This window comes from Rhodoferax sp., from assembly GCF_037143375.1.
Taxonomy (GTDB): domain Bacteria; phylum Pseudomonadota; class Gammaproteobacteria; order Burkholderiales; family Burkholderiaceae_C; genus Rhodoferax.
Genome location: NZ_JBAWYV010000011.1, coordinates 1 through 23,837, shown reverse-complemented (window position 1 = coordinate 23,837; position 23,837 = coordinate 1). Strand labels below are relative to the sequence as shown.

Sequence of the window (23,837 nt, the reverse complement as noted above, 5' to 3'; positions counted from 1 at the left end):
GTCAATGTTTCATATGGTGTTTAAAAATCACACGTGTAGTTGAAAACACAACATCTGAAATACTTTTGTTTACACCCATTTCGATTTCGAAACATCAACAGACTTTATTACTGCTCGTAATAAAATTTTTTTTATGTCACACATCAAAGGGTTGTATGGAGAACTTTGAACCTATCAATACCAATGCCATGGCCTTCAATGAATTAGTTTGTTCATTGTTTGCTTTGCGCGATTCATTTTTAACTTTATCCCTAGCTTTAAAAGATTGGCAATTTGAGACAGACAGTGTTCAACGCCTAAAAGCAGAGGCTTTAGTCCAGCAGTTGCTAGACAAGATGAGCCTACCCCGTCGTTCTTCTTTTTAAGATGCTTTGAGTCGGCTTAATCTGAATTTCAAGACCGCGCATTCCGGGAACACTTCTGGCTGTTCTTTCAACTTGAAATCTAGTCTGGTGCGTATCCACTTTACCGCTAAGCACCACCATTCCACGATCTACATTGACTTCAATGTCTGACGCATCAATGGCTGGGTTAGCATCAAGCCGCTCCATCAAATCGGCCTTCAAATCTTCATCTGTTCGCATGACTTTTCTCCTACTAACAACGCTACATTGACTTTAGGCGAAGCACAATGACCTATTTTGAGAATTCTCAAAAAGCAACAATACACCGATAATTATGTTCATGTAGCGATTACCTCCAATCGATTGCGTCCGCCTTTCTTGGCCCGGTAAAGCGCCGCATCTGCCAATCCCAGCATGGCTGAAATTGTGGTCTCGTTCGTCATACATCCTGCGCCGATGCTTACTGTGTACGGAATGTAATCACTGCCAATTTCAACCGGATGAGCACGTACACTTTCAATAATTCTCTGGGCTAAAGCACACCCCCCTTCATGCATCGTGTTGGGCAGCAAGACGGCAAATTCCTCACCACCGATGCGCCCAATCAAGTCCGACTCACGCAAAACACCTTTGACGGTTTTCACAAACTCCTGCAACACCGCATCACCCACCGCATGTCCATACTGATCGTTGATCAGTTTGAAATGATCCAGATCCAGCATCAGCAACATGAGAGGTAACTCATAGCGTTTTGCACGCGCCAATTCCTGCTCTGCCAAGTTAATGAAATTTCGACGGCTCAAGGCGCCTGTCAGGGCATCGGTATTCGCCAGCGTCATACTGGCCAATTCGGCTGCTTTCAAAATAGTCACATCTTCATGACTTATCACCACCCTGCCCTCCACATCGTGCACAGCTGTTACTTTCATGCTGAACCAATGCTTGTCCCCTGGGGTATAAAACGGGTGTTGCAATTGAAAATTTAATGCTTCGCTTGAGATCACAGAACCAATACCAGCCGTTGCAGCCAACACTGTTTCCTCATTCTTTCCAGTCAGACAATTCAGGATATCTAGGTAGCCGACATCTATAAGTTTCTCGACTTCAACACAACCGCTACTTTGCAAATATTTTCGCCAGGCAACATTGGCTTGAATGATTTTTCCGGTTCGGTCTAGTACGGCAATGTGGGCTGACAAGGAGTCAAATACGGCCTGTTGAAAGCGGGCTGCCACCATCAACGCCTCCTCTGTCATTTTGATATGGGTAATATCGGTGTTGGTACCAATCATGCGCATAGGAGTTCCTTCAACCATACCGCTCACGATAGCGCCTCGGCTAAGCACCCATTTCCAGTGACCATCCTTGCATTTCCCGCGATGTTCATTGAAAAATTTATCGGACTTACCCATCAAATGCGCTTGAATGTCGGTCATCACACGTGATCTGTCATCAGGGTGAATGCGGGTGCGCCAGTCCTCAATATTATTTCCGAATTCATCTTCAGAAAAGCCATATAACTGTTTGTATCTTTTGGAATAAACAACACTGCCCGTCAGAATATCCCAATCCCATACACCGTCACCGGCAGCTTCCAGAGCCAGCTTCCAACGCTCCTCGTTTAATCGCAAACGCTCATCCATCTGCCGTCGCTCAGTGATGTCAACCAGAATTAACTGCCAGCCAAAATCCTGCGGCAGTGCAGATATTTTTATCTCTACATAGCGCTCAGTTGACCCTGTTTTGCTCAACGCGATTTCTCCACCCTGCACATCACCTGTAGTTTTAGCACTCTCCAACCAGGTGTTGAATGAAGGAAGATCCGCTTGCGCCACATACAACCCAAACCGACTGCCCAGCAAGCGGGCACGCTCACCACCAAGGAGCGTAGCACTGGCCAAATTAAGCTTGGTAATGGTCCCGATGGCGTCCAGCAAGACACTACCAACAGGAGAAAAGTCATACAACTCACTGCTTTGGTTCAGCGCCCGCTCCATCTGCCCGCGGGTGGCGTTCAGGTGTTCGTTTTGCAACTCCAGTTCAATCTGATGAATTTCCAGTTCTTCAAACAGGCGCTGTGCTTCTTGCAAGCTCAAGGCTGATGCGGCGTTCGACAAGTGGCCGGACAAACGCTCTTTGGCCAAGCGCCTCAACTCATCAGAATTAACCGGATTTTTACGATAGCCCATGGATGGTTACCTCGCGCTTCGAATCACCCATCAACGCTTGCAAATGTGACTGCGTGGCTCGCAATTCAGCTTCTAGTTTTTTGCTCACCGAAATATCCGAGAAGGTGATGACCAAACCATCAATCCGGTTTTCCTGGGTACGGTAGGGCATGGTGCGCACTTTGTACCAGCGACCATCCTTGGTGGGGACATCTTTCTCTCTAAATACCAAGGTGCGAAGAACCTCCTGTGCATCCGTCACCATGTCTGGGTAAACCAGATCGGTCACGATATCGGTGATGGGTCTCCCTGCATCGCCAACAATTAACTTGATGATGCGCGTAGCTTGTGAAGTGAATCGACGTACATTGAGGGTTTCATCAAGGAAAAGTGTGGCGATCTCGGTGCTGTCAAGCAGGTTCTTCATGTCATTGCTGGCCCGTGACAACTCTGCCACCTTGGCCTGCAACTCGTGGTTGACCGTCTGCAATTCCTCGTTCATGGACTGCATCTCTTCCTTGGAGGTCGTCAGTTCCTCGTTGCTGGACTGCAACTCTTCGTTGGCCGACTGCAATTCCTCGTTGGACGATTTCAGTTCTTCCTGTGAGGTTTGCATTTCCTCACGGGTTGACTTGGCTTCTTCACGCGACTGCTGCAACTCTTGCACCAGCGTCTCAACACGATACCGCTCGTCCAATGCTTCATTTCCTGCATGACGCAGTTTTTTCCGCTTGGGCACAGCCACGTCGTTAAACACAATAAGCGCCCGTCCGCGTAAATCGGCGGGGTCATCCAGTGGCTGTACCACCACATCGACATACTGAGTCGTGCCGTTGTCGCTTATTTTTACTTTCTTGAGTGCAACTTCTGTCTTGCTGCGAACCGCCCTGTAAAAGGCTTCACTCAAAGCTTGATTGACGCCTTCGCGGGCCATGGCAAAGAGATTGAGACTGGGCTTACCAGGAGCGGGTTCCAGGTATTTCCCGGTTTTACCGCTGAAATACAGCAGGTCTCCCTGGTCGTTAACCAACACAGCGGCCGGAGCGTAGCGCTGCAAGATCAGCTTGTCTACGGCCGCCTGGTAGTTCAGCGTGCCGTGCAATTGATCCAAAGCTGTTGCTGCAGTAGCCCCAAAACGGGAGCGCGTTTGAACAAACGAAGCCGGAAATCCCAGCGGCAGCGCTCGCGCTACGGCATCCAGCCGCCTGAAAATTCGCGCTTTCACGTTCAGGGGTGAGAAAAGATGAGTCGCCGAACCAATGGACTCTGCACTGCCTAGCACCAGCACCCCCCCGGGGTTCAGACTGTAGTGAAACAGCTGGATCAGCTTGGTCTGCAGTTCGGACTCAAGGTAGATCAGCAAGTTGCGACAACTCAACAGATCCAACTTGGTAAAGGGCGGATCAACAATCAAGTTTTGCTCGGCAAAAATCACCATCTCGCGGATTTCATTGCAAACCCGGTACCCAGCGGCATCTTCCACAAAAAAACGGCTCAACCGTTTTTCAGTGACATCAGTCGCCGAACTTCGGGGGTAGATTCCGTTGCGGCCTGTGGCCACAGCGTCTTTATCCAAGTCTGATGCGAAAATCTGGAGTGAAAAGCGCTGACTGGGTTTTATCGCTTCCAGCGTTTCCTTGAAAACCATGGCGAGTGAGTAGGCTTCCTCGCCGGTAGAACAACCGGGTATCCAGGCGCGCAGCACAGCACCGTTCGGGTAGCTTGCCAACAAGCCCGGGATGACTTCGGCCTTCAGTTGATCCCAAACGGGTGCATCCCGAAAGAAGCTGGTGACGCCAATCAGCAACTCGTTGAAGAGCAGTTCAGACTCTTTCGGGTTTTCACGCAAATAGCGCAGGTAGTCTTCAATCCGGGTCAACTGATGCAAGCCCATGCGCCGCTCAATTCGCCGCGAGAGCGTGCTTTTTTTGTAGAGCGAGAAATCGTGCCCGACCTGACTGCGCAGCAGCACGATGACTTTTTCCAGAAACCCGACATCGGCTACTTTTTGTTCATCCGTGTTTTGTGCATCCGCCAATGATGCAATCTGGACCCGACCCACATACGCCACTATTTTTTGGGGCAACTCTTCAGCGGGGGCCACCACATCGGCCACGCCTGCATCAATGGCGCTGCGTGGCATGCTGTCAAACTGGGCCGCCGCCGGCGTCTGCACAAAACAGGCGCCGGCGGCTTGGCGGATGGCACGCAAACCGACGGTGCCGTCAGAGCCCATGCCAGAAAGGATGACTCCAATGCTGTTTTGCTGGCGGTCATCGGCCAGCGACTTAAAAAAGACATCAATGGGCAGATGCAGACCCCGCGGCTCGGGCGGCACCAATAAATGCAACACGCCGTTGAGCACCGTGAGGTCAAAGCCAGGGGGGATCACATACACATGATCGGGCGTCACCTGGATCAGATCTTTGGCCTGCATCACGGGCATTGAAGTGGTGCGCTGCAATATCTCTACCAACATGCCTTCATGGTGGGGGTCAAGATGCTGAACGATTACATAAGCCATGCCCCCGTTCACAGGCACGTGTGACAGAAATTGTTCCAGAGCTACAAGGCCCCCCGCCGAGGCCCCGATTCCTACAATGGGAAAAAACGCGTTAGCGCTCACCTTGTTTTGATTCTTCAACCAGCCTCCACCTGTTCTATCTTGAACAATATTTAATGGTTATAGAAATTTAAATTATTCTTAAAACAAACAAAATCCCTCTGCTCGGCAATGCGTCAAGGATCAATGGCGCATTGGCTCATAAATTCCTCGGCGTCGGCAATCTCTTGTGGCGTAGGTCGGTCCACCATGACGGGGATGTGGGCCAGTGTCAGCGTCTTGAGGGCCACGCTGCCCAGGAATGCCCGCGACACCCCACTGCGGCCATGCGACCCCATAAAAATCATGCTGCAATTTTCTCGTTTGGCAACATCCACAATGGCTTGTGCCGGCACCGAGTTAAATTCAGTTCGCTTGCTCACTTCAACCCCCTGAGACGTGGCCACATTGGCTATCAGTTCAAGGTATCGGTTGGCGATATCACGGCACTGCTTCTCATAATCGGCTTCTGAAGGGTACTCAAACGGAATGCCACCCAAATATACGGGGTAGCGGTAAACCGGTATGGACTGAAACGCAAGCACCTTGACGTGCAAGCGCTTGGCAAATTCAACAGCCTTTAGTGCTGCCGCAATTGACAAGGCCGACCCATCCGTGGGCACCAGCATGGTCTCAAACGGTGGCGAGTTGCGCTGCAGCGCCACCACAGTGGCCGAAGACATTTAACTCAGCTTTCGAATTTGCGCAACGCTTCCATCGAAAGTATTTTTATTTCTCGACGTTCCGCCGAGATGATGCCCAGACTGTCCAATGCCGAGAAGGCCCGGCTCACAGTCTCCAGAGTCACATTCAAGTGGTTGCCAATGTCGCGGCGGGTCATGGGCAAGGTAAATCGGGTGGGGGAATAACCCATGGCGGCAAACCGCTCCGACTGAACCCGCAAAAACCGGGCCACGCGCGCTTCAGACTTGGCAGAGTGCGTCAGGGCGTAGGTCGTTTGCTCCTGAACAATCTCGCGGCTGATGGCCCAATACGCCATGCGCTCCATGTCGTTGCAACCGCGCCCAGGCGAGAACAAATCGGTGGAGGGTATCTTGATCAGGTCACACTCTGTCAGGGCCACCACTTCGCTCAGGTACTTGTTTTTGCAAATTCCGTCAAAGCCCAGCAGATCACCCTTCATGGGAAACGACAGCACATGCTCAGCCCCATCCACATGCGTCATGGACGATTTGAGGGCCCCCAGTCGCACCACATACAAACCATCAAAAGGCTGGCCCATCACCATGGCGGACTGGCCAGCTTTCAGACGGCGGCGGCGAAAAAGGGTGCTGTTGTTCAATTGATGCAAATGCCCATCAAACTTCAACAAATTCAAAACTTCCTGGAAATCGGACCAGCGCTCATCGCTCTCCAACTTCAGTGCAGGTTGACCAGGCGTGGGCTGCCAGCCAGCAGCACTCGGCATTGTTTGAACGTTCATCATGTTGTTGGCTTCCTCAGTGGATGCAGCGTCCGGTGGGCGCTTTAGCAAATCTCTGAGGCCAACTTTATTTGCGCTGAGTCAACTCGTCTGTAGGGAGTTCTCAACAACTTGCGAAGGCTGGTTAAGACACTTGACGAGAAACATCCGTAACACGACGTCCACGAGCCGCATCCATGTCGTCCGCATCAATTAATTTGAGACGAACCGCGAGCCGCACCAGCGCAGGTACATCGCTGACACCCAGTTTGGACATTAAACGGCTGCGGTAAGTGGCCACGGTCTTGGCCGACAAATGCAGCTCCACGCCAATATCGGCGCTGGACTGGCCGTTGACCACCATGGAAATGATTTGCCGCTCACGCGGCGATAGCGTGCTCAAGGGATCTTCCTGGTCTTGCTTGGTAAAAACCTGCAAGGCGAGATCGGCCACATCGGGCCCCAGGTGTTTTTTACCCAGCAGGGCCGCTTCGATGGCGCTCATGAGATCACTGCCGGCCGAGCCCTTGAGGACATAGGAACTCGCCCCCATGCGCAGCGCCTCGGCCACATGGCGCGGCTGCGCCGACATGGTGAGCACAATGCAGCGGGTAGGCAGGTGCCGCCGCTGCAACTCTGAAAGCAACTCAAACCCCGAGCGCCCGTTGAGATTGAGGTCCAGCAGCAACACATCAGGTCGCAAGCTCAGAATATCAGCCAGTGCCTCGGTGGGGTCGGCTGACTCACCGATCACGTTATAGTTTTTGGTCTCCAGCAAGGCGCGCAAACCTTCGCGCATGAGTAGATGGTCGTCGACGAGATAGATGCTTGTCATGTTGTCTCCCTGAAATTTGCCAGCTAGAAAGGCTGCCAGCTAAAAATAATACGCGTGCCGTGCTCTTCATCGGAGTTCACCGTGACTGTCGCAGAGATCGAGTGGGCCCGCTCCTGCATGCCCAGCATGCCCAGGTGTCCCATTTTTTGGGGTGCGCCGTCCACCAGACCATACCCGTTGTCAGTCACCTCCAGCCGCAGTTCACCGGGTGAACCCGTGAGTTCAACATCCACCGATGACGCCCCGGAGTGACGCAAGGCGTTTTCGACCGCCTCCCGGGCCACCATGAAGGCGGCGTATTCCACCTCGGTCGGCCAGCGCAGCAAGGCGACTTCAGGCGACACATGAATGGCGATATCCATCTTGGGCTGGGTCAGGGAGCGGTTGCGGAGCTCGTTGTCCAGCGCGGCGGCCAGACCCTGCTCTTCCAGCAAGGGCGGGCGCAAGTCCACCAGCACTTGCCTGACCTGGCGAATTGCCTGAGCAATGAGTGAACCCATTTGCGTCTGCAACCGGTCAACGGAAGGCGAAATAGCATTGCCTTGCAAGGCAATGATGGTTTCATGGGCCATCCGAACCGCTGCCATGGTTTGACCCAACTGGTCGTGCAGCGACTGAGCCAAACGCTTGACCAGCGATTTTTCCTGAGTCATGAGCTTTTGCGTCAACTCCGAGAGTTGCGCCCGTGATTGCTCAAAGATGGCGGTGGCACGCAACCGGTCAGTCACATCTCTTAAAACTGCAATCTGCACCTGATGCCCCTTGACCGTCACCTGGGCAATGGTGACCTCCAGGCTTAACTCTGCACCATCCGAGCGCAGCCCCTTCACCACCCCCATACCCATCATGCGGCTCGTCTCTCTTTCGGCAGCAAACTGGTTGCGATGCGCCGGATGCGCCTCTCGAAACCGCTCGGGCATCAGCAGTTCCAGGGTTTGCCCCTTCATCTGGTCACGGGGGTAGCCAAAGATATGCTGAGCGGCCGGATTGAAGACATCAATGCACCCGTAGGCATCAATCGAGATCACGGCATTGCTGGTCGAATTGACCACGGCAGCCAGCGTTTCCTGCTCCTCCTGTAAACGGTAGACGAGGTCAAAGTGCTCCTGCTCTGCGCGGCGCTGTTCGGTCACATCCTTGACCAGCACCAGCCGCGCAGGACCCCCCTCAAACGTCATTTCCTCAGTTTCGGTCTCGACCTCCATCGAAGCCCCACTGCGATGGCGGTGCACCCACGGCGCCACTTGATTCAAATCACTGGACGGACCCTCAAATTGAGTCTGCACTTGCACGGCATCTTCTTTGTGATGGACGTCAAGCACATTCAAGCCAAGAAATTCGGGGCGACTGTAGCCGTATTTTTTAAGCGCCGCATCATTGACGGCCAGCATGCACAAGCTTTTGACGTCATAGACCCACATGGGCGTCGGATTGTGCTCAAACAGCAGCCGATACACAGGCTCACTCGCGACCGTATCCGATGGCAGTGAGGGGCTTGAGTCGGCGTTTTGAGTTCGGAGGTGCATGGAGAGTTAAAAATTTCTGGATGAAATTTAACAGAAGACACCTCTACGCGTACAGGTGACAAAGAGTAACCCAGCCCGTTAACGACCCCGTTTTTGCGAGTTATCAATCGGAGGGGTTCCAAATTAAATAATCTTGCTTCTTGGCAGCCGTCCTTGAATGTTGAGCGGGTGGCTGTCAAAGTATTTCATCCATCTGTTTAACGTGAAGGATTCATCATGGCCAGCTTACGTTTGTTTGACCCCACCCTGAACGACCCTCTTGACACCATGTTCCGGCGCTTTATGGCGCCCATACGCATGGACAGAAATCTGGAGGAACTCGACATTCGGGTCGATGTTGTGGAAAAAAATGGCGCTTTCAAAGTGCGCGCCGACCTCCCCGGCGTCAAGAAAGAGGACATCAACGTGCGCATCGACGGCAACATCGTGCAGATTGACGCTGAAACCAAACGGGAAAAAGACATCAAGGAAGACGACGGCAAGGTATTGCGCAGCGAGCGCTACTACGGGGCGGTGTCGCGCAGTTTCAGCCTGGCGCAGGACGTCGACGAGTCCAAGGCCATTGCCAAGTACGAAAACGGTGTGCTGACGCTTGAGCTGCCCAAAAAAACCACCTCGGTCTCCAAGCGCTTGGAGATCAGCTAAATTCTAAAAGGGGGTTCATCTGATACGCTCACGCGGATGTCTGTCCGCACCGCTTCGAACCCCCTTCTGATTACGCCCTCCACCGTCATGCCCCCGGGCTTGACGGTCTTGATTTTGTCGCTGCTGCTGGGTCTGCAGCCCATCACCACCGACCTGTACTTGCCTACCCTGCCCGCGCTCACCGAGGGTTTTGGTGCGGCGATGTCGCAGGCCCAACTCACCTTGACCGCGCTGCTGCTGGCCTTTGGCCTGTCGCAGCTGATCTGGGGTCCGCTGTCAGACCGCTTTGGTCGCCGCCCCATTTTGCTGATCGGCTTGGCCGCCTATGTGCTGGCCTCTATTGCCAGCACCTTGTCACCCACCATGGGCCTGTTGATTTTCTGGCGCACCGTGCAAGGCGCTGCCATGGGCGCGGGGGTGATGTGCGCCCGTGCCATCGTGCGCGACCTCTATACCCCCGTGCAAGGGGCGCGGGTGATGTCCAAGGGTTTGAGCGGACTAGGCGTGATTGCCTGCCTGAGCGCACCGCTGGGCGGCTTGTTGTCTGACCTGTTCAGTTGGCGCATCGCCTTGCTGGCACTGGCTATTTTTGGGGCACTTTGCCTGGCGGTGGTGGCGTTGCGATTTATTGAAACCGTGCCCCCTGAAAATCGGCGGGCACTGCACCCGGCTGACCTGGCACGAAGCTGGTTGAATATTCTGAGCCACCCCACTTTTTGGGCCTTTTCGGCCTTGTCGACCGCCTCCTATGGCGGCTTGTTCACGTTTCTGGCGAGTTCCTCGTTCGTCTTCATCAAGGTGCTGGGAGTGGGTAAAACACCGTATGGGCTGTTGATGTGTTCAACGGCCTTGGCCTATATTTCGGGCACCTTTTTGTGCCGCCGACTGTTGACTCGCTATGGCGTGAAGCGCACGGTGGCCATTGCGGGCGGGTTGTCGCTGACCGCGGGCACCCTGATGGGCGCGCTGGCCCTGGCCGGATATCACCAACCCTGGGCCATCATGCTGCCCATCTACCTGTTCATGCTCGGCCACGGCATTCACCAGCCATGCGGCCAGAGTGGCGCCGTTGGCCCCTTTCCGCAAGCCGCCGGTGCCGCCTCGGCGTTGAATGGATTTCTGATGATGGCAGCGGCCTTCGCCATGGGCGGCTGGTTGGGCACCCACATGGACGGCACGGTCTACCCACTCACCTTCGGCATCTGGTTCTGGAGCGTGCTAATTGCCCTGGCCGCTTGGACGCTGGTGCAAAAAACCGGAGAAAACCGATGAGCACCCGCGCTGACAACTTGCGCTACCTGGCGCTGGCGGGGCCCACGGCTTCCGGCAAAACAGCGGCGGCGCTGGCTATTGCCCAAGTGCATGACGTAGAAATCATCAGCGTTGACTCGGCGCTGGTTTACCGGGGCATGGACATTGGCACCGCCAAACCCAGCCCCGAAGAACTGGCGCAAGTGCCGCACCACCTGATCAACATCCGCGACCCGCTACAAGCCTACAGTGCCGCCGAGTTTGTGAACGATGCCCAGACGCTGATTGCCGACATCACTGCGCGCGGCAAACTGCCGCTGCTGGTGGGCGGCACCATGCTGTACTTCAAAGCCCTGAGCCAGGGGCTTGATGACATGCCCAAAGCCGACCCGGCGATTCGCGCGGTACTGGAAAACGAGGCAAGCGCCCAAGGCTGGCCCGCGATGCACGCGGCACTGGCCTTGGTCGACCCGGTCACCGCTGCCCGGCTCAACCCGGCAGACTCGCAGCGCATCCAGCGGGCGCTCGAGGTGTATCGCATTTCCGGACAGCCGCTTTCCTCCTTTCACACTACTAAATCAATAGCTGCTAGCGCAGAATATACGGGGGCTAGAGGCCTAAATGGTATAAATTTGGAGGGCCCGTTGTTGATTTCCCTGGAGCCCACAGACCGCGCCTGGTTGCACCAGCGCATTGCCCAGCGTTTTGACGCCATGCTGGCGGCTGATTTTCTGGACGAAGTCAAAGCTTTAAGAGCGCGTGGTGACCTGAACCCCGACCTGCCCTCGATGCGCTGTGTCGGCTACCGGCAAGCCTGGGAAGCGCTGGACGGTTGTTGGCCGATGGCCGAGTTGCGCGACAAAGGCATTTTTGCCACCCGCCAGTTGGCCAAACGCCAGATCACCTGGCTGCGCTCCATGCCCCAGCGCCACGTGGTGGCCTGCGATGCGCCGGATGCTTTGACACAGGTGTTGGCCTTGTCCAAGGCGTTTGCCGAAGGCCGGCCATGAGCCTGGTCATCACCGATTTAAGCAAGTGCTATGACAGCGCCGTGCCGGTCTTCAGCCAGGTCTCGTTGACCGTGGCACCGGGCGAGTTCGTGGCGATTGTGGGTGAATCAGGCGTCGGCAAATCGACGCTGCTGAACTGCATGGCCGGGCTCGACACCTGGGACACCGGCAGCGTCACGCTTGACGGCGTCGACCTGAGCCGCTTGAGCGACGACGGTCTGGCCCGCCTGCGGCGCGAGAAAACCGGTTTTGTGTTCCAGGCTTTTCATGTGCTGCCGCACCTCGATGTGGCGCAAAACGTGGCGCTGCCGCTGATGCTGCTGGGCCAGCATGACGACGCCCGCGTGCAAACCATGCTGGAGGCGGTCGGTCTGGGCGGGCTGGGCCATCGCCTGCCACAGCAACTCAGCGGTGGGCAGTTGCAGCGCGTGGCGATTGCCCGGGCGCTGATCCACCGCCCCACGCTGCTGCTGGCCGACGAGCCCACTGGCAACCTCGACCCAAGCACCGCCGCCATGGTGATGGACGCCCTGATTGCCCAGACCCGCGAACACCACGCCTCGCTGGTGCTGGTGACGCACTCGCAAGCCGCTGCGGCCCGGGCCGACCGGGTGCTGCGCTTGGCGGCGGACGGGCTGTCGCCCCTGCTCGTGCCGTGATCGACCTGCTCAAAACCTTCTCGTGGCAAGAGCTGCGCCACCATCCGTGGCGCAATGCCGCTGCGGTGGTGGCGGTGATGCTGGGCGTGGCGCTGGCGTTTTCGGTGCACTTGATCAACGCCTCGGCGCTCGACGAGTTCTCGCAGGCGGTGCGCTCGGTCAGCGGCGAGCCTGACCTGGAATTGCGTGGTGTGCAGGGCAGCTTTAACGAGGCGCTCTACGCCCGGTTGGCGAACAACCCCCAGGTGGTCGTGGCGTCGCCCGTGCTGGAGCTCAGCACCTACGCCCTGCCGCCCAACGCCCAACGGGTGGCCTTGCGCGTGGTCGGCGTTGATGCGCTGGTGGTGGCATCCCTGGCCCCGGCGTTGATGCCGTTGCCCGCCGAAGACGCCGACCGGCTCGCCCTCTTTGCCCCCAACACCGTATTTTTGAATGCCGCTGCCGCCCAACGGCTCGACGGCCCTTCACTTTCACTGCAAAGCGCTTTGCAGGTCAAAGTAGTGACGGTCGCGGGTCGGGTCAGTGCCGGGGGCGCACCCTTGGCGGTGATGGACCTTGGCGCTGCGCAAGACTTGTTTGGACGACAAGGCCAGCTCACGCGGCTGGACCTGCGCCTGCAGGCGGGTGTCGACCGTGCCGCCTTCGTGCGCAGCCTGAAAAGCGCGCCAAACTGGCCGGCCAACGTGACCGTGGCCGAGCCGGGCGAGGCGGCTTCGCAGATCAACAACTTGTCCAAGGCCTACCGCGTCAACCTCACCGTGCTGGCTTTGATCGCCTTGTTTACCGGGGCGTTTCTGGTGTTTTCGGTGCTGTCTTTGAGCGTGGCCAAAAGGGCTCAACAATTTGCCTTGCTGGGGGTGCTGGGCCTGAGCGGGCGCGACCGTCTGAAGCTGGTGCTGTGGGAGTCACTGGCGCTGGGGCTGGTCGGCAGCGCCGCGGGTATTGCACTGGGCACGGCACTGGCAGCACTGGCGTTGAAGGTTTTGGGCGGCGACCTCGGTGGTGGTTACTTTTCCGGCGTGGCACCCACGCTGCAATGGAGCAGCACAGCCGCACTGGTCTACGGTGGTTTGGGTGTGGCGGCGGCGCTGGTGGGCGGCTGGTGGCCGGCACGGCAAGCGCAAAGTTTGCCTCCGGCGCAAACGCTTAAAGGCCTGGGTGCCGTCGGGGTAGCCCAGCGCAGCCACTGGGTCAGTCTCATTTTGATAGCTACTGGCGCCCTGTTGACGGCCGTTCCACCCCTATTTGGCATCCCTTTGGCAGCTTATGTGGCAATTGCGTTGATGCTGGTGGGCGGCATCACCGCCCTGCCTTGGGCCGTGGCGCTGCTGCTGGACCGCGTCGCCCCGCTGCTGGCGCGCCACACTTTGGCGCTGCTGGCGGTGGAGCGGGCGCGCCGGGTGCGTGAGACTGCTGCTGTGGCGGTCAGCGGCGTAGTGGCGTCGCTCAGTCTCGCGGTGGCATTGACGGTGATGGTGGCGAGTTTTCGGGACTCGGTCACCCAGTGGCTGGACCGTGTGCTGCCGGCCGATTTGTATGTGCGCAGCGCTGGCAACCTGGGCGCCAGCGAGACGGTTTACTTCACGCCCGAGTTTGTGCAGGCCAGCGCCCAACTGGCCGGCGTGCAGCGGGTGCAGGCCCAACGCCAACTGGCGCTGCAACTCGACCCGACCCGGGCGGCAGTCGCGCTGATTGCCCGAGACTTGACGGACCCGGCGCGCAGCCTGCCTCTGTTGGCCGACCCGCTGCCGGTGCCACCAGGGCACATTGGCATCTACGTGAGCGAAGCCATGCTGGACCTGCACGGGGCCAGCTTGGGCGCGGTTTTCACCCCACTTTCTGCATCATTTAGGGCTCTAGCCCCCGTCGCACCTGCGCAAGCAGCTACGTTTTATGTAGCAGGTGTGTGGCGCGACTACGCCCGCCAGTCGGGTGCGATTGCCCTTGACAAACCCGTGTTCGAGCGCCTCACTGGCGACCTGCGTGCCAATGACCTGGCGCTTTGGCTCGGTGAAGGGGTTGCGCCCGAGACCGTGGAACAAGCGCTACGCAACCTGGCTGACCGCGCCAACCCGGGCGCCGGCCCGCTGCTTGAATTTGGCACCGCCAGCCAGATACGGGCCACCTCGCTCAAGATCTTTGACCGCAGTTTTGCCGTCACTTACTGGCTGCAGGCGGTGGCGATTGCGATCGGCCTGTTTGGTGTGGCGGCCAGTTTCAGTGCGCAGGTGCTGTCCCGGCGCAAGGAGTTTGGCTTGCTGGCGCACTTGGGGCTGACGCGTCGACAAATTTTGACCGTGGTGGCGCTGGAGGGCGCGGCTTGGACCACACTGGGTTCAATGGCCGGGCTGGCACTGGGCCTGGCAGTCTCGGTGGTGCTGGTGCATGTGGTGAATCCGCAAAGTTTTCACTGGACCATGGAATTGATGCTGCCCTGGGCGCGATTGCTTGGCTTGTGTCTGGCAGTGGTGGTCGCGGGCACCGTGACCGCCTGGGGTGCCGGTCGCGCGGCGGCCGGGCGCGATGCCGTGCTGGCGGTCAAGGAAGACTGGTAGCCGAGCCCGCATCTGCCGCATGAAACCGCACCTGGTTGCGGCCTGCCGCTTTCGCCAGGTACATGGCCGTATCAGCCCATTTGAAAATATCGGCCAAGCGGTCTTCGTGGTCGACAAACAAGGCAACGCCAATACTGGCGGAGCAGTGGTGCTGCACGGTACGGGTGGCTCGACCGGGCGCTGTCAGGGCCAACAGATAAGGCTCGGCCAGGGCAAGGCGAATTTTTTCGGCAACCTGGCCGGCCTGCAGCGTGGACTCGGCTTCGCCAGCAGCGAGTTCATCGAGGATCACCACAAACTCATCGCCGCCAAAGCGCGCCACGGTGTCGATCCCGCGCACGCAATGTTTGAGTCGATCCGCCACCTCAATCAGCAGCAAATCGCCCACGTCGTGTCCATGCAGGTCGTTCAGCGGTTTGAAGTTATCCAGGTCCAGAAACATCAGCGCACCATAAAGATGGCTGCGCTTGCTGGACGCCATGGATTGGCGCAAACGGTCATTGAGCAGGTGGCGGTTGGGCAACTGCGTCAGTGCATCGTGAAATGCCAGTTGATGAACTTTTTCTTGCAGCTCTTTGCGCTCTGTGATGTCGGTTTTAACGGCGACGTAGTGGGTCATGACACCAGCCGGATTCATGACCGGTGCGACGTTGATTTCTTCCCAATACAGATCCCCGTTTTTGCGCTTGTTGTGGAGTTCGCCTTGCCAGAGCTTGCCACTGGTGATCCTGTTCCACATGTCCACATAGGTGGCGTGTGCGGTCTGCATGGAACTCAAAATGCGCGGATTCTGCCCCAAGGCTTCGGCTGAGCTGTAGCCGGTGATCTGGGTGAAACGCGGGTTGACGTACTGAATGGTGCCTTTCAGATCGGTAATCACCACCGAGGCCGGGCTTTGCTCCACCGCAATAGAGAACTTGCTCAGCATGTCCTGTGTCTGCTTGCGCTCGGTGATGTCGTGAACAATGGCCAGCAAGGTGGGTGGAACATCGTTCTCCAGCGGTGTGGCGTAGACCTCAACCTCACGCATTTCACCGCAGGCCAGCCGGTAGGTGAACTCAAAATAATTGCGTTTCTTTTGAAAGGCGTTGGTGGGGGCCGTCATGTTTTGCTCGGGCAACTGGGTGTTAATGCGGCCCATCGACATGCCCACCAATTCGGCCCGGGTGTAACCCAAATAACGGGCCGCTTCCTCGTTGGCATCAAGAATATGGCCGGTCAGGGCATCCATGAACAGCATCACGCTGGAGTTTTGCTCAAAGAGGTTGCGAAATCGCTTTTCGCTGCGGTGCAGCGCCCGCTGGCTGCGCAGCACCCACCAACCCAGCCCCCCCGCCAGCAGCATCAAAACGAGCGTGGCCAGCGCGGGCCAGAGATACAAATTTGGTAATGGCAATACTTTCCCCTGAAGATGACCTTGCCTTGCGGGCAACAACAGCGCTTCAGTTTTTCCTCGCGGAGCGAGGGTGAAGTCTCATGGTGGAGGGCAGAAAACCGCCTTCTGTCTCATTCATTTTTAGCACTACTAACGAGCCATTGACTTGATGTGGCTCAAAGTAATTTGACGGTCAAACCCGACTTCATATTGAGAATTCGCAAACGCCAAAATAGTCCGACTGGGTCCAATGGCGTTCCTCTTCCAGAGGCTCTTGACGATCAACTTAGGAATGTAAAAATGAAACACACCGCTGATCAACTTATTTCCAGCAACCAAGCCTACGTCGCGCTCATGAAACGGCTCACGCTGCATAGTTTTTCCAATCTGGCAAAACTGACCGAACTCAATATGGAGACCTCTAAAGACCTGCTCGGTGGCTCTTTTCACCATGTTCAAAACCTGATTAGCGCCAAAGATTTGCAGCAACTGCTGGACTTGCAAATGAGTGCGATTTCACCCCTTTCAGAGAAAACAATGACTTATGGCCAGCATGTTTTTTCACTGGCAACGGACACCAGCGCCGAACTCGCCAAATTCATGGAAAACAGGCTTGGCGACGCCCAATTAAACTGGTCCGAGACCCTGCTGCGCCTGATGCCCAGCGCCTCTGCTCTACAAGAAGGAACTCAACTTGCTATTAAATAAATAGCTTATTACGCAAGCAATACGGGGGCTGCAGACTTATTTCATCAAAGTCTACCCGATGGCAACCCAAGCCGGATCTGGCCGCCAAGTGGCAACCCAGCCCGGCAAATCAGAGGACGGCATGGGCCGCGCAATGCCATAGCCCTGGGCCAACTCACAGCCCAATTGGAGCAGCAAGGTGCCATGCGGCACGGTCTCTACACCCTCGGCAATGACCTCTCGGTGAAAAGCTTTGGCAAGACCCATCACGCCCTCCAAAATAGCCAGGTCGTCGGGATCGTCCAGCATGTCGCGCACAAAGCTCTGGTCGATCTTGAGCAGGGTGACCGGCAGGCGTTTCAGGTAGGTCAGCGACGAGTAACCGGTGCCAAAATCGTCAAGCGCAAACGTCACGCCCATGCGTCGGCATTCCTCAATGATCTGAGAGACCAGCGCCAGGTCCTCCAACGCGCTGGTTTCCAGCACTTCGAGCGACAGGCTGGCAGGATTCACGCCGGAATGGGCCGCCAAAATATCGCGCAGACGCAAGACAAAGCTGGACTGCTGTAACTGGCGGGCGCTCACATTGACACTTACCGGCACGTTCAGACCCTGAGCCTCCCAAAGCATCATCTGGGTCAACGCGGTGTTGATCACCCACTCGCCAATATCGATGGCCAGCGGATGGTCCTCGATCACCGGCAAAAATGCCGCTGGCGGCAGTAAACCCTGCTCCGGGTGCTGCCAACGGATCAGCGCTTCAACCCCGATGACCGCGCCAGTTCGCATGTTGACCTTGGGCTGGTAATACAGCACGAACTCGTCCGCCACCAGCGCCTGGCGAATGCGCAAAACACTCTCGTGGTGGCCGCGCAGGTTGCGGTCTAGCTCGGCATCAAAGACGTGGTAGCGGTTCTTGCCCGCCATCTTGGCCTGGTACATGGCCTGGTCGGACTGGCGCAGCAGCAGGTCGGCATCCACGTCGTCGGCCTGCGGGTAGAAGGTGACGCCCAGGCTGGCCGACACCTGCAGCACGAGGTCACCCACCTGCACCGGCTGGGCGGCGGCGGCGAGCAAGCGGCTCAGCATCGGCACACTGGCGGCGACATCATCCAGGTCGATCAACACGGCTACAAATTCGTCGCCGCCCAAGCGCGCCAGGGTATCGCCCTCGCGCAGCGCCAGTTTCATGCGAGAGGCCACGGCCATCAACAACTGGTCTCCGGCGGCATGGCCATGCTGATCGTTGATGGCCTTGAAGCCATCAAGATCAAGGTAGGCCACCGCCAATCGCTGGTTCCGGCGCAAGGCCTGCGTCATGCCCTGGCGCAGCCGATCGGCCAGCAGCACGCGGTTAGGCAGGTTGGTCAGCGCATCAAAATGGGCAATGTGTTCGAGTTGTTCCTCGTGCGCCTTGAGGGCGGTGATGTCGGAGAACAGCGCAACGTAGTGCTCGGCGTTGCCTTGCTGGTCGCAGACCGCGCTGATAGTGAGCATTTCGGGGTAGATTTGGCCATTTTTACGCTTGTTCCAGATCTCGCCGTACCAGTGACCTTTGGTCTTCAGGTCGTCCCACATGGCGATGTAGAACTCTTTGCTCTGCAGTCCGGAACTCAACAGGCGCGGGTTTTTGCCCATGACCTCTTCACGCGGGTAACCTGTGATGCGCGTGAAGGCGTCGTTGACATCGATGATCATTCCGCTGGCGTTGGTGATCGTGATGCCTTCGCGCGCATGGGTGAAGACGCTGGCGGCAAACTTGAGTTTTTCCACAGCCTGCTTGCGCTCGGTGATGTCGCGCACCGAGACATGAATGGCCGACTCGCCGTCATACACAATGGCAGTGCCCTGCACTTCGACATCAATGGGGGCACCATCCAACTTGAGAAACCGGGACTCGACAAAGGGCACGATGTCCACCTTGTCGATAATATTTTTCATCCTTTGCGCCTGCGCTTCGCGCGAGTCCGGGTGGATCAGCTCGTGCGTTGATTTTTGCATCAGCGCTAACGCGGAGGGAGCACCAAACAGCTTGACCGCAGCCGCATTGACATAGAGGATGGTCCCTTGTCGGTGTACCAAAATCGGCTCCGGCGTCCACTCTATCAGCGTGCGGTAACGCGTTTCACTGTCTTGTAATTGCTGGGTCTGTAGCAGCACCAGACGATGCTGCGAGGCCAGGTTGCGCCGGGCCAGCAGCAAACGCAGCGCCAGCATCAAAATCAAACCCAGCGCCACCAATCCGACAAAAAGCGGCCAGCGGTAGCGCGAGCCCACATCCCGCAAGGTAAAGGAAGGAGCCACCTCAAAAGGCGGCGCCCGTAATTCCCGAAGCAAATCAGCCACCGGGCTGTAGTCGGCCGAAACCGCAAAGCCCCGTATCCCCATGGCCAGGATGGTTTCCGGGTTTTCGTGAAGTAAGAACAGCGCCGCTGCCACATGTCGGGCCAAGTCTTCATCGGTGTGAGGCAGGTAGGCAAACGGCCATTCAGGGTACAAGGGCGTCGATGTCACGACCGGAAAATCTGGCAAATTCTGCCGATTAAGAACCTTGACCAGTTTCATGTCCAGCTTGCCTTCGCGGGTCAGGGCTTCGAGCACACCGGTGCGCACAAACCCGACATCGGCACGCCCCGTCAGCACGTCCTCAACCACCTTGTCGTGGGGCATTCCGGTTTCAAGCAGCTTGACATCATGGGGCAATTCGACCCCTGACTGCTTGAGCTCCAATGCTTGCATCTGGTAGCCGCCCAAGGAATCATTGCCAACGACAGAAATGGTTTTCCCTTTGATATCGTTCAGGGTGTTGAGCGAGACCCGATCAGTCCGACTAAAAATAACGCCGCCAAAGACAGCCGTACTTAGTCCGGACTCTTCGACCAGCAAGGTGGCCAGAGGTGCGGCCAGACCACCGCGCCGGGACAGCTTGACGTAATGCCCGGGGTTGGTCAGGGCAAAGTCCAGTTGTCGGCTAGCGACAGCGTCCTCCAACTCCGGGTAGGTCAGGGCTTCAATTAAAAAATCACGGTTCGGAATCGCCTTTTTGAGCGCGACGGCGAGCGGCTGCCATTGCGCCTGGGTTTGGAGTTTGGGCCGAACGGCCAGCACGCCAATGCGCACAGGCTCCGCCGCCTGCACGGTAACGCACACCAGCAGCGCCCCGGCCAGACCGGAAAAACTTCTGAGGCGCATAAGAATCGAAAAAACAAACCGGTGCAGCATGCTTAGTTTCCCAGGGCATCAGGCGGCAAAAAATCTGCCCGAATCAGATTGCCCAAGGTATCTTCTTTGGGAAGCAATTTACTTTGAACCATGGTGTTTGAGAGTTTGGCAACGCTGGCCAGAATTTCTGGTTTTACCCCGGACAGCAAACGGTAGTTGCTGGCGGCATCCGGCAACATCAGGCCCTTGAAAGCCTGCAACACATCGGCCACCGGCAATTTCAGGTGTCGTGTCATACGGTAGGCGGCATCCTGCGGGTTGTGCTTGATGTGATCAAGCGCCCGGAAGTGGCTTTGAAGCAAATGATTGACCGCGCTGGTGTGGCGGAAGTCAAGGACATCGCTGCGCAGGGCCAGCACATCAATGATGGTGTTGGGGATTTGCCGACTGTCAAACAAACGAACCGCTCCTTTGGCCAGCAATTGACTGGCCACGGGCTCATAAGTGATCAGGGCATCTACCTGGTGGCGATCCCAGGCATCGCTGTGCTGGCTCACACTCAAATGCTGGCGCTTGACGTCCTCCGGGGTCAGATGGGCTTCCCTCAAAATTTCAGCCAGCATCAATTGACCCACCGAGCTACTCTCATAACCAATACGTTGGCCCTTCAGGTCAGCAAGGGTCTTGATGCCGGGCCTTGCCACCAGCATGTCGGCCCCGGCAGAAATATCAAAAATCAGCACCATCGCCAGCGGCACACCGTCAGCCCGGGCGCACAGCATTTCATCCAGCGTGAGCGCTGCGCCTTGAACTTTTCCTTCTTTCAGTGCTCTTAAGGATTCGATAGCAGAGGATGTTTCATGCAGTAGCACTTTTTGGGAGTTAAGCCAGCCCTTGTCACGTGCCAGAAACATGGGCTCATAGCCAACCCAGACATGCGACGCCACGGAGATGGGCAAGTCAATAAAGCCATCACAACCCGGCAATACCGGCGCGCACGCTGCCGCACCTGTCCATGACAGAAACGTACGCCGGGAGGTCATTGGAAATTTTTGAGTAGTCAGTAAACCCATGAATTGCACTTATTCAGGACGAAACCAAAAGCCCTGAACAATTATGCGCGACACCGCGTCCTTCCGCCCTCGCAGGCCCGATAAATCAAGCCTCAGAGCGGATTAATGCATCTCAACGCAGTGCCAGCGCCAGACCCGGCAGCCTGAAACGCCCGGCGACATCGCGCAAATCGCTGGCCTGGTCTTGCAGGCTTTGGGCGGCGGCAGCGGATTCTTCGATCACAGCGGCATTTTGCTGGGTCATCTGATCCAACTGGCTGATGGCGGCATTGATGGCGGACATGCTGCTGCTTTGCTCCCGGCTGCCTGCGGTGATTTGACCAATCACTTGCGACACATTGCCCACCGATTCAACAATGTGACTCATCGTGTCGCGGGCCAGGTTGACCTTGGCAGTGCCGAGCTTGACCTGGTCCACCGAGGCACCGATGAGGGATTTGATCTGGCGCGCAGCGGTGGCCGAGCGGTTGGCCAACGTGCGCACTTCCGCGGCCACCACGGCAAAACCGCGCCCCTGCTCACCGGCCCGAGCGGCTTCCACGGCGGCATTGAGCGCCAGGATGTTGGTTTGAAAGGCAATGCTGTCGATGACGGAAGTGATATCAACAATTTGACGCGAAGCATCGCTGATGTCATTCATGGTCTGCATCAGTTCGGTCATAACTGCGCTGCCCCCGGCAGCCTCTTGTGCTGCCGACTTGGCCATGGCCTCGCCGCGAAATGCCGCTTCCAAAGAGTGATGCAGCGTGGCGGAAATCTCCTCAATGGAGGCTGCCGTTTGCTGCAAAAAGGAAGCCGAGAGTTCGGTACGGTTGGAAAAGTCAAGATTGCCAACGGCAATCTCGGTGGCGCCTTCGGCCACACTGTGGCTGGAGCCTTGAACTTCGACGACCAAGGTGTGCAACGAGTTTTGCATGCGGCTCAAGGCGTTCAGCAAGCGGCCCGCTTCGTCACGGTCGTGTCCTTCTATGTGGGCCGTCAGGTCCAATGCGGCCACCCGGTTGGCGGTATCAACCGCTTGCTGAATGGGCCGCGTGATGCCGCGCACCAGCCACATCGACAAAACGGCTCCCATCAGCAGGGCACAAATACTGAACAGCACCAAACCCCAACGCGCTGTCAGGCTGGCGTTGTTGATGCTCGCCACAGATTGATCAATCCGGGTGCGTTGGGAATCACTTAATTGGGTCACGGCCTGCATCAAGGTTTGGGCTGAGGGCGTAAATCGGCTGCTGTAAACCTGTTCAATGTTGGCAGTCATGCCACTGTCGCGGGCCGTCGTCAGCTCCTGGCGAGCCTTCAAAAATTGAAGATTAGCCTCCCTCATCGTCTTGAAAATTGCCAAGTCTTCAGGGGTGCTCAGCTTGGCGCTCAATTTTTGCAACAGGTTGTCGATCAAAACTGTTGTCTGGATGATCTCGGGCATCAGCGCATCACCCACTTGAGGCTCGGAGCTCAATGCGAAGGCTTTGGACCGCGCCAGATTGACTGTGATGTGACGTTGTAAATCGCCCGCGAGGCGCTCAGTGGCCATGGCGTCATCGACCATCAGCCCGGTTTCGCTGGAGACCCGGTGCAAAGACCAGAATCCAATGGTAGAGCCCAATAAAGACACGAGCAGAACCAGTGACAACACACCCAGAATGCGCCTTGAAAACGAGCCGGCCATCCGAGACAGACGGGATGAATTTGCGATGGACATGGAATACTTCACTTTCTGAAAGACGGTAGCCCGAGCGTTGCAAGAAAGAGGAACCTAGGGATAACCCTGACTATTTTGGGTGTGCGGTGTGACGTCGGCGTGACAAATCAGCGGCCTTTTCCTGACAAACCCCGCCCGCGACGCCCAGCCGCCAACGCAGCGACAATTCGCGCATGACTGACACGCCCACTCCGACCTGGCTGCATACGGCCGTTGCCTTGATCGAGGCCGACTACCAGCGCAGCGCCGACACCCACCTTATTCCCTTGGCCTTGCCGGTTTTTGCCCGGCACGGGATTGACTTGTATTTAAAAGACGAGTCCACGCACCCCACCGGCAGCCTCAAGCACCGGTTGGCGCGCTCGCTGTTTTTGTATGCGCTGTGCAACGGCTGGCTGCATGAAGGCTCGACGGTGGTGGAGTCGTCGAGCGGCTCCACGGCGGTGAGCGAGGCTTACTTTGCACGCCTGCTGGGCTTGCCCTTTATTGCCGTGATGCCGCGCAGCACCTCGGTTGAGAAAATTGCCCAGATCACGTTTTATGGCGGCCAGTGCCATTTGGTAGACAACCCGCTCACGGTGTACGAAGAAGCCAGCGCCCTCGCCTTGAAAACCGGCGGCCACTACATGGACCAGTTCACCTACGCTGAACGTGCCACCGACTGGCGTGGCAACAACAACATTGCCGAGAGCATGTTCAACCAGATGGCGCGGGAACGCCATCCGATACCGCGCTGGATCGTGGTCGGTGCAGGCACCGGCGGCACCAGTGCCACCATCGGGCGCCATGTGCGCTACCTGCGCCACGCCACGCAACTGTG

At 57.1% G+C, this 23,837-nt stretch carries 19 protein-coding genes; 8 read left to right on the top strand and 11 right to left on the bottom strand.

Going from position 1 to position 23,837, the window contains the following annotated elements:
• Nucleotides 1–155 precede the first annotated feature (155 nt).
• The gene (locus tag WCG50_RS03385; RefSeq protein ID WP_336898160.1) at nucleotides 156–365 is read left to right on the top strand and encodes a hypothetical protein; all 210 of its coding nucleotides are present in this window, start codon (nucleotides 156–158) and stop codon (nucleotides 363–365) included.
• On the opposite strand, the gene WCG50_RS03380 is transcribed toward WCG50_RS03385, so the two are convergent.
• The 7 genes from WCG50_RS03380 to WCG50_RS03350 all read right to left on the bottom strand — a co-directional run bounded on the left by WCG50_RS03380 (nucleotide 342) and on the right by WCG50_RS03350 (nucleotide 8,898).
• Nucleotides 342–584, bottom strand: a complete 243-nt coding sequence (locus WCG50_RS03380; RefSeq protein ID WP_336898159.1) for a BON domain-containing protein — start codon at nucleotides 582–584, stop codon at nucleotides 342–344. The two genes, WCG50_RS03385 and WCG50_RS03380, sit on opposite strands and share 24 nt — an antisense overlap.
• A 98-nt stretch (nucleotides 585–682) precedes the next feature.
• Nucleotides 683–2,533, bottom strand: coding sequence for a diguanylate cyclase (locus tag WCG50_RS03375; RefSeq protein WP_336898158.1), 1,851 nt, complete (start codon nucleotides 2,531–2,533; stop codon nucleotides 683–685).
• On the bottom strand, nucleotides 2,520–5,138 hold the full coding sequence (locus tag WCG50_RS03370) for a chemotaxis protein CheB (protein ID WP_336898181.1): 2,619 nt from the start codon (nucleotides 5,136–5,138) through the stop codon (nucleotides 2,520–2,522). Before WCG50_RS03370 ends, WCG50_RS03375 begins: the two co-directional genes overlap by 14 nt.
• Nucleotides 5,139–5,251: 113 nt before the next feature.
• Nucleotides 5,252–5,797: a universal stress protein gene (locus WCG50_RS03365; protein ID WP_336898157.1), complete on the bottom strand. Its 546-nt coding sequence runs from the start codon at nucleotides 5,795–5,797 to the stop codon at nucleotides 5,252–5,254.
• A gap of 5 nt (nucleotides 5,798–5,802) precedes the next feature.
• Complete coding sequence (locus WCG50_RS03360; RefSeq protein WP_336898156.1) at nucleotides 5,803–6,558, bottom strand: helix-turn-helix domain-containing protein; 756 nt, start codon at nucleotides 6,556–6,558, stop codon at nucleotides 5,803–5,805.
• A 124-nt stretch (nucleotides 6,559–6,682) separates the two neighbouring features.
• Entirely contained in the window at nucleotides 6,683–7,372 is a 690-nt protein-coding gene (locus WCG50_RS03355) for a response regulator transcription factor (protein WP_336898155.1), read from the bottom strand.
• Between the two features lie 23 nt (nucleotides 7,373–7,395).
• Nucleotides 7,396–8,898, bottom strand: a complete 1,503-nt coding sequence (locus WCG50_RS03350) for a PAS domain-containing sensor histidine kinase (protein ID WP_336898154.1) — start codon at nucleotides 8,896–8,898, stop codon at nucleotides 7,396–7,398.
• A 216-nt stretch (nucleotides 8,899–9,114) separates the two neighbouring features.
• On the opposite strand from WCG50_RS03350, the gene WCG50_RS03345 reads away from it, so the two are divergent.
• The 5 genes from WCG50_RS03345 to WCG50_RS03325 are packed head-to-tail and all read left to right on the top strand — an operon-like array spanning nucleotide 9,115 to nucleotide 15,018.
• Entirely contained in the window at nucleotides 9,115–9,543 is a 429-nt protein-coding gene (locus tag WCG50_RS03345; RefSeq protein ID WP_336898153.1) for an Hsp20/alpha crystallin family protein, read from the top strand.
• Nucleotides 9,544–9,579: 36 nt separating this feature from the next.
• The gene (locus WCG50_RS03340; RefSeq protein WP_336898152.1) at nucleotides 9,580–10,815 is read left to right on the top strand and encodes a multidrug effflux MFS transporter; all 1,236 of its coding nucleotides are present in this window, start codon (nucleotides 9,580–9,582) and stop codon (nucleotides 10,813–10,815) included.
• Nucleotides 10,812–11,804 (top strand): tRNA (adenosine(37)-N6)-dimethylallyltransferase MiaA, encoded by a 993-nt coding sequence (gene miaA / locus WCG50_RS03335; RefSeq protein WP_336898151.1) that lies wholly within the window; start codon nucleotides 10,812–10,814, stop codon nucleotides 11,802–11,804. Before WCG50_RS03340 ends, miaA begins: the two co-directional genes overlap by 4 nt.
• Nucleotides 11,801–12,463 carry an ABC transporter ATP-binding protein gene (locus WCG50_RS03330; protein WP_336898150.1) on the top strand — a complete coding sequence of 221 codons (663 nt, stop codon included), beginning with the start codon at nucleotides 11,801–11,803 and terminating at the stop codon, nucleotides 12,461–12,463. Before miaA ends, WCG50_RS03330 begins: the two co-directional genes overlap by 4 nt.
• Nucleotides 12,460–15,018, top strand: coding sequence for an FtsX-like permease family protein (locus tag WCG50_RS03325; RefSeq protein ID WP_336898149.1), 2,559 nt, complete (start codon nucleotides 12,460–12,462; stop codon nucleotides 15,016–15,018). The genes WCG50_RS03330 and WCG50_RS03325 overlap by 4 nt, the downstream gene beginning before the upstream one ends.
• Here the strand turns inward: WCG50_RS03325 and WCG50_RS03320 are convergent.
• Complete coding sequence (locus WCG50_RS03320) at nucleotides 15,002–16,414, bottom strand: PAS domain S-box protein (protein WP_336898148.1); 1,413 nt, start codon at nucleotides 16,412–16,414, stop codon at nucleotides 15,002–15,004. The genes WCG50_RS03325 and WCG50_RS03320 overlap by 17 nt on opposite strands.
• A gap of 165 nt (nucleotides 16,415–16,579) precedes the next feature.
• Between WCG50_RS03320 and WCG50_RS03315 the strand changes: the two genes are divergently transcribed.
• On the top strand, nucleotides 16,580–17,101 hold the full coding sequence (locus WCG50_RS03315) for a phasin family protein (RefSeq protein WP_336898147.1): 522 nt from the start codon (nucleotides 16,580–16,582) through the stop codon (nucleotides 17,099–17,101).
• A gap of 51 nt (nucleotides 17,102–17,152) precedes the next feature.
• On the opposite strand, the gene WCG50_RS03310 is transcribed toward WCG50_RS03315, so the two are convergent.
• The 3 genes from WCG50_RS03310 to WCG50_RS03300 all read right to left on the bottom strand — a co-directional run bounded on the left by WCG50_RS03310 (nucleotide 17,153) and on the right by WCG50_RS03300 (nucleotide 23,017).
• Nucleotides 17,153–20,302, bottom strand: coding sequence for an EAL domain-containing protein (locus WCG50_RS03310; protein ID WP_336898146.1), 3,150 nt, complete (start codon nucleotides 20,300–20,302; stop codon nucleotides 17,153–17,155).
• 2 nt (nucleotides 20,303–20,304) lie between these two features.
• Nucleotides 20,305–21,285: an ABC transporter substrate-binding protein gene (locus tag WCG50_RS03305; protein ID WP_336898145.1), complete on the bottom strand. Its 981-nt coding sequence runs from the start codon at nucleotides 21,283–21,285 to the stop codon at nucleotides 20,305–20,307.
• Between the two features lie 142 nt (nucleotides 21,286–21,427).
• Nucleotides 21,428–23,017, bottom strand: a complete 1,590-nt coding sequence (locus tag WCG50_RS03300; protein ID WP_336898144.1) for a methyl-accepting chemotaxis protein — start codon at nucleotides 23,015–23,017, stop codon at nucleotides 21,428–21,430.
• A gap of 173 nt (nucleotides 23,018–23,190) precedes the next feature.
• Here WCG50_RS03300 and WCG50_RS03295 point away from each other — a divergent pair.
• Nucleotides 23,191–23,837: pyridoxal-phosphate dependent enzyme (locus WCG50_RS03295; protein WP_336898143.1), on the top strand; the 647-nt coding region annotated here is incomplete at its 3' end.

Excerpts from the sequence above, each read along its gene's own strand:
- WCG50_RS03385 (WP_336898160.1), top strand. The coding sequence starts at position 156 with ATGGAGAACTTTGAACCTATCAATACCAATGCCATGGCCTTCAATGAA.
- WCG50_RS03380 (WP_336898159.1), bottom strand. The coding sequence starts at position 584 with ATGCGAACAGATGAAGATTTGAAGGCCGATTTGATGGAGCGGCTTGAT.
- WCG50_RS03375 (WP_336898158.1), bottom strand. The coding sequence starts at position 2,533 with ATGGGCTATCGTAAAAATCCGGTTAATTCTGATGAGTTGAGGCGCTTG.
- WCG50_RS03365 (WP_336898157.1), bottom strand. The coding sequence starts at position 5,797 with ATGTCTTCGGCCACTGTGGTGGCGCTGCAGCGCAACTCGCCACCGTTT.
- WCG50_RS03360 (WP_336898156.1), bottom strand. The coding sequence starts at position 6,558 with ATGAACGTTCAAACAATGCCGAGTGCTGCTGGCTGGCAGCCCACGCCT.
- WCG50_RS03355 (WP_336898155.1), bottom strand. The coding sequence starts at position 7,372 with ATGACAAGCATCTATCTCGTCGACGACCATCTACTCATGCGCGAAGGT.
- WCG50_RS03350 (WP_336898154.1), bottom strand. The coding sequence starts at position 8,898 with ATGCACCTCCGAACTCAAAACGCCGACTCAAGCCCCTCACTGCCATCG.
- WCG50_RS03345 (WP_336898153.1), top strand. The coding sequence starts at position 9,115 with ATGGCCAGCTTACGTTTGTTTGACCCCACCCTGAACGACCCTCTTGAC.
- WCG50_RS03340 (WP_336898152.1), top strand. The coding sequence starts at position 9,580 with ATGTCTGTCCGCACCGCTTCGAACCCCCTTCTGATTACGCCCTCCACC.
- miaA (WP_336898151.1), top strand. The coding sequence starts at position 10,812 with ATGAGCACCCGCGCTGACAACTTGCGCTACCTGGCGCTGGCGGGGCCC.
- WCG50_RS03330 (WP_336898150.1), top strand. The coding sequence starts at position 11,801 with ATGAGCCTGGTCATCACCGATTTAAGCAAGTGCTATGACAGCGCCGTG.
- WCG50_RS03310 (WP_336898146.1), bottom strand. The coding sequence starts at position 20,302 with ATGCTGCACCGGTTTGTTTTTTCGATTCTTATGCGCCTCAGAAGTTTT.
- WCG50_RS03305 (WP_336898145.1), bottom strand. The coding sequence starts at position 21,285 with ATGACCTCCCGGCGTACGTTTCTGTCATGGACAGGTGCGGCAGCGTGC.
- WCG50_RS03300 (WP_336898144.1), bottom strand. The coding sequence starts at position 23,017 with ATGTCCATCGCAAATTCATCCCGTCTGTCTCGGATGGCCGGCTCGTTT.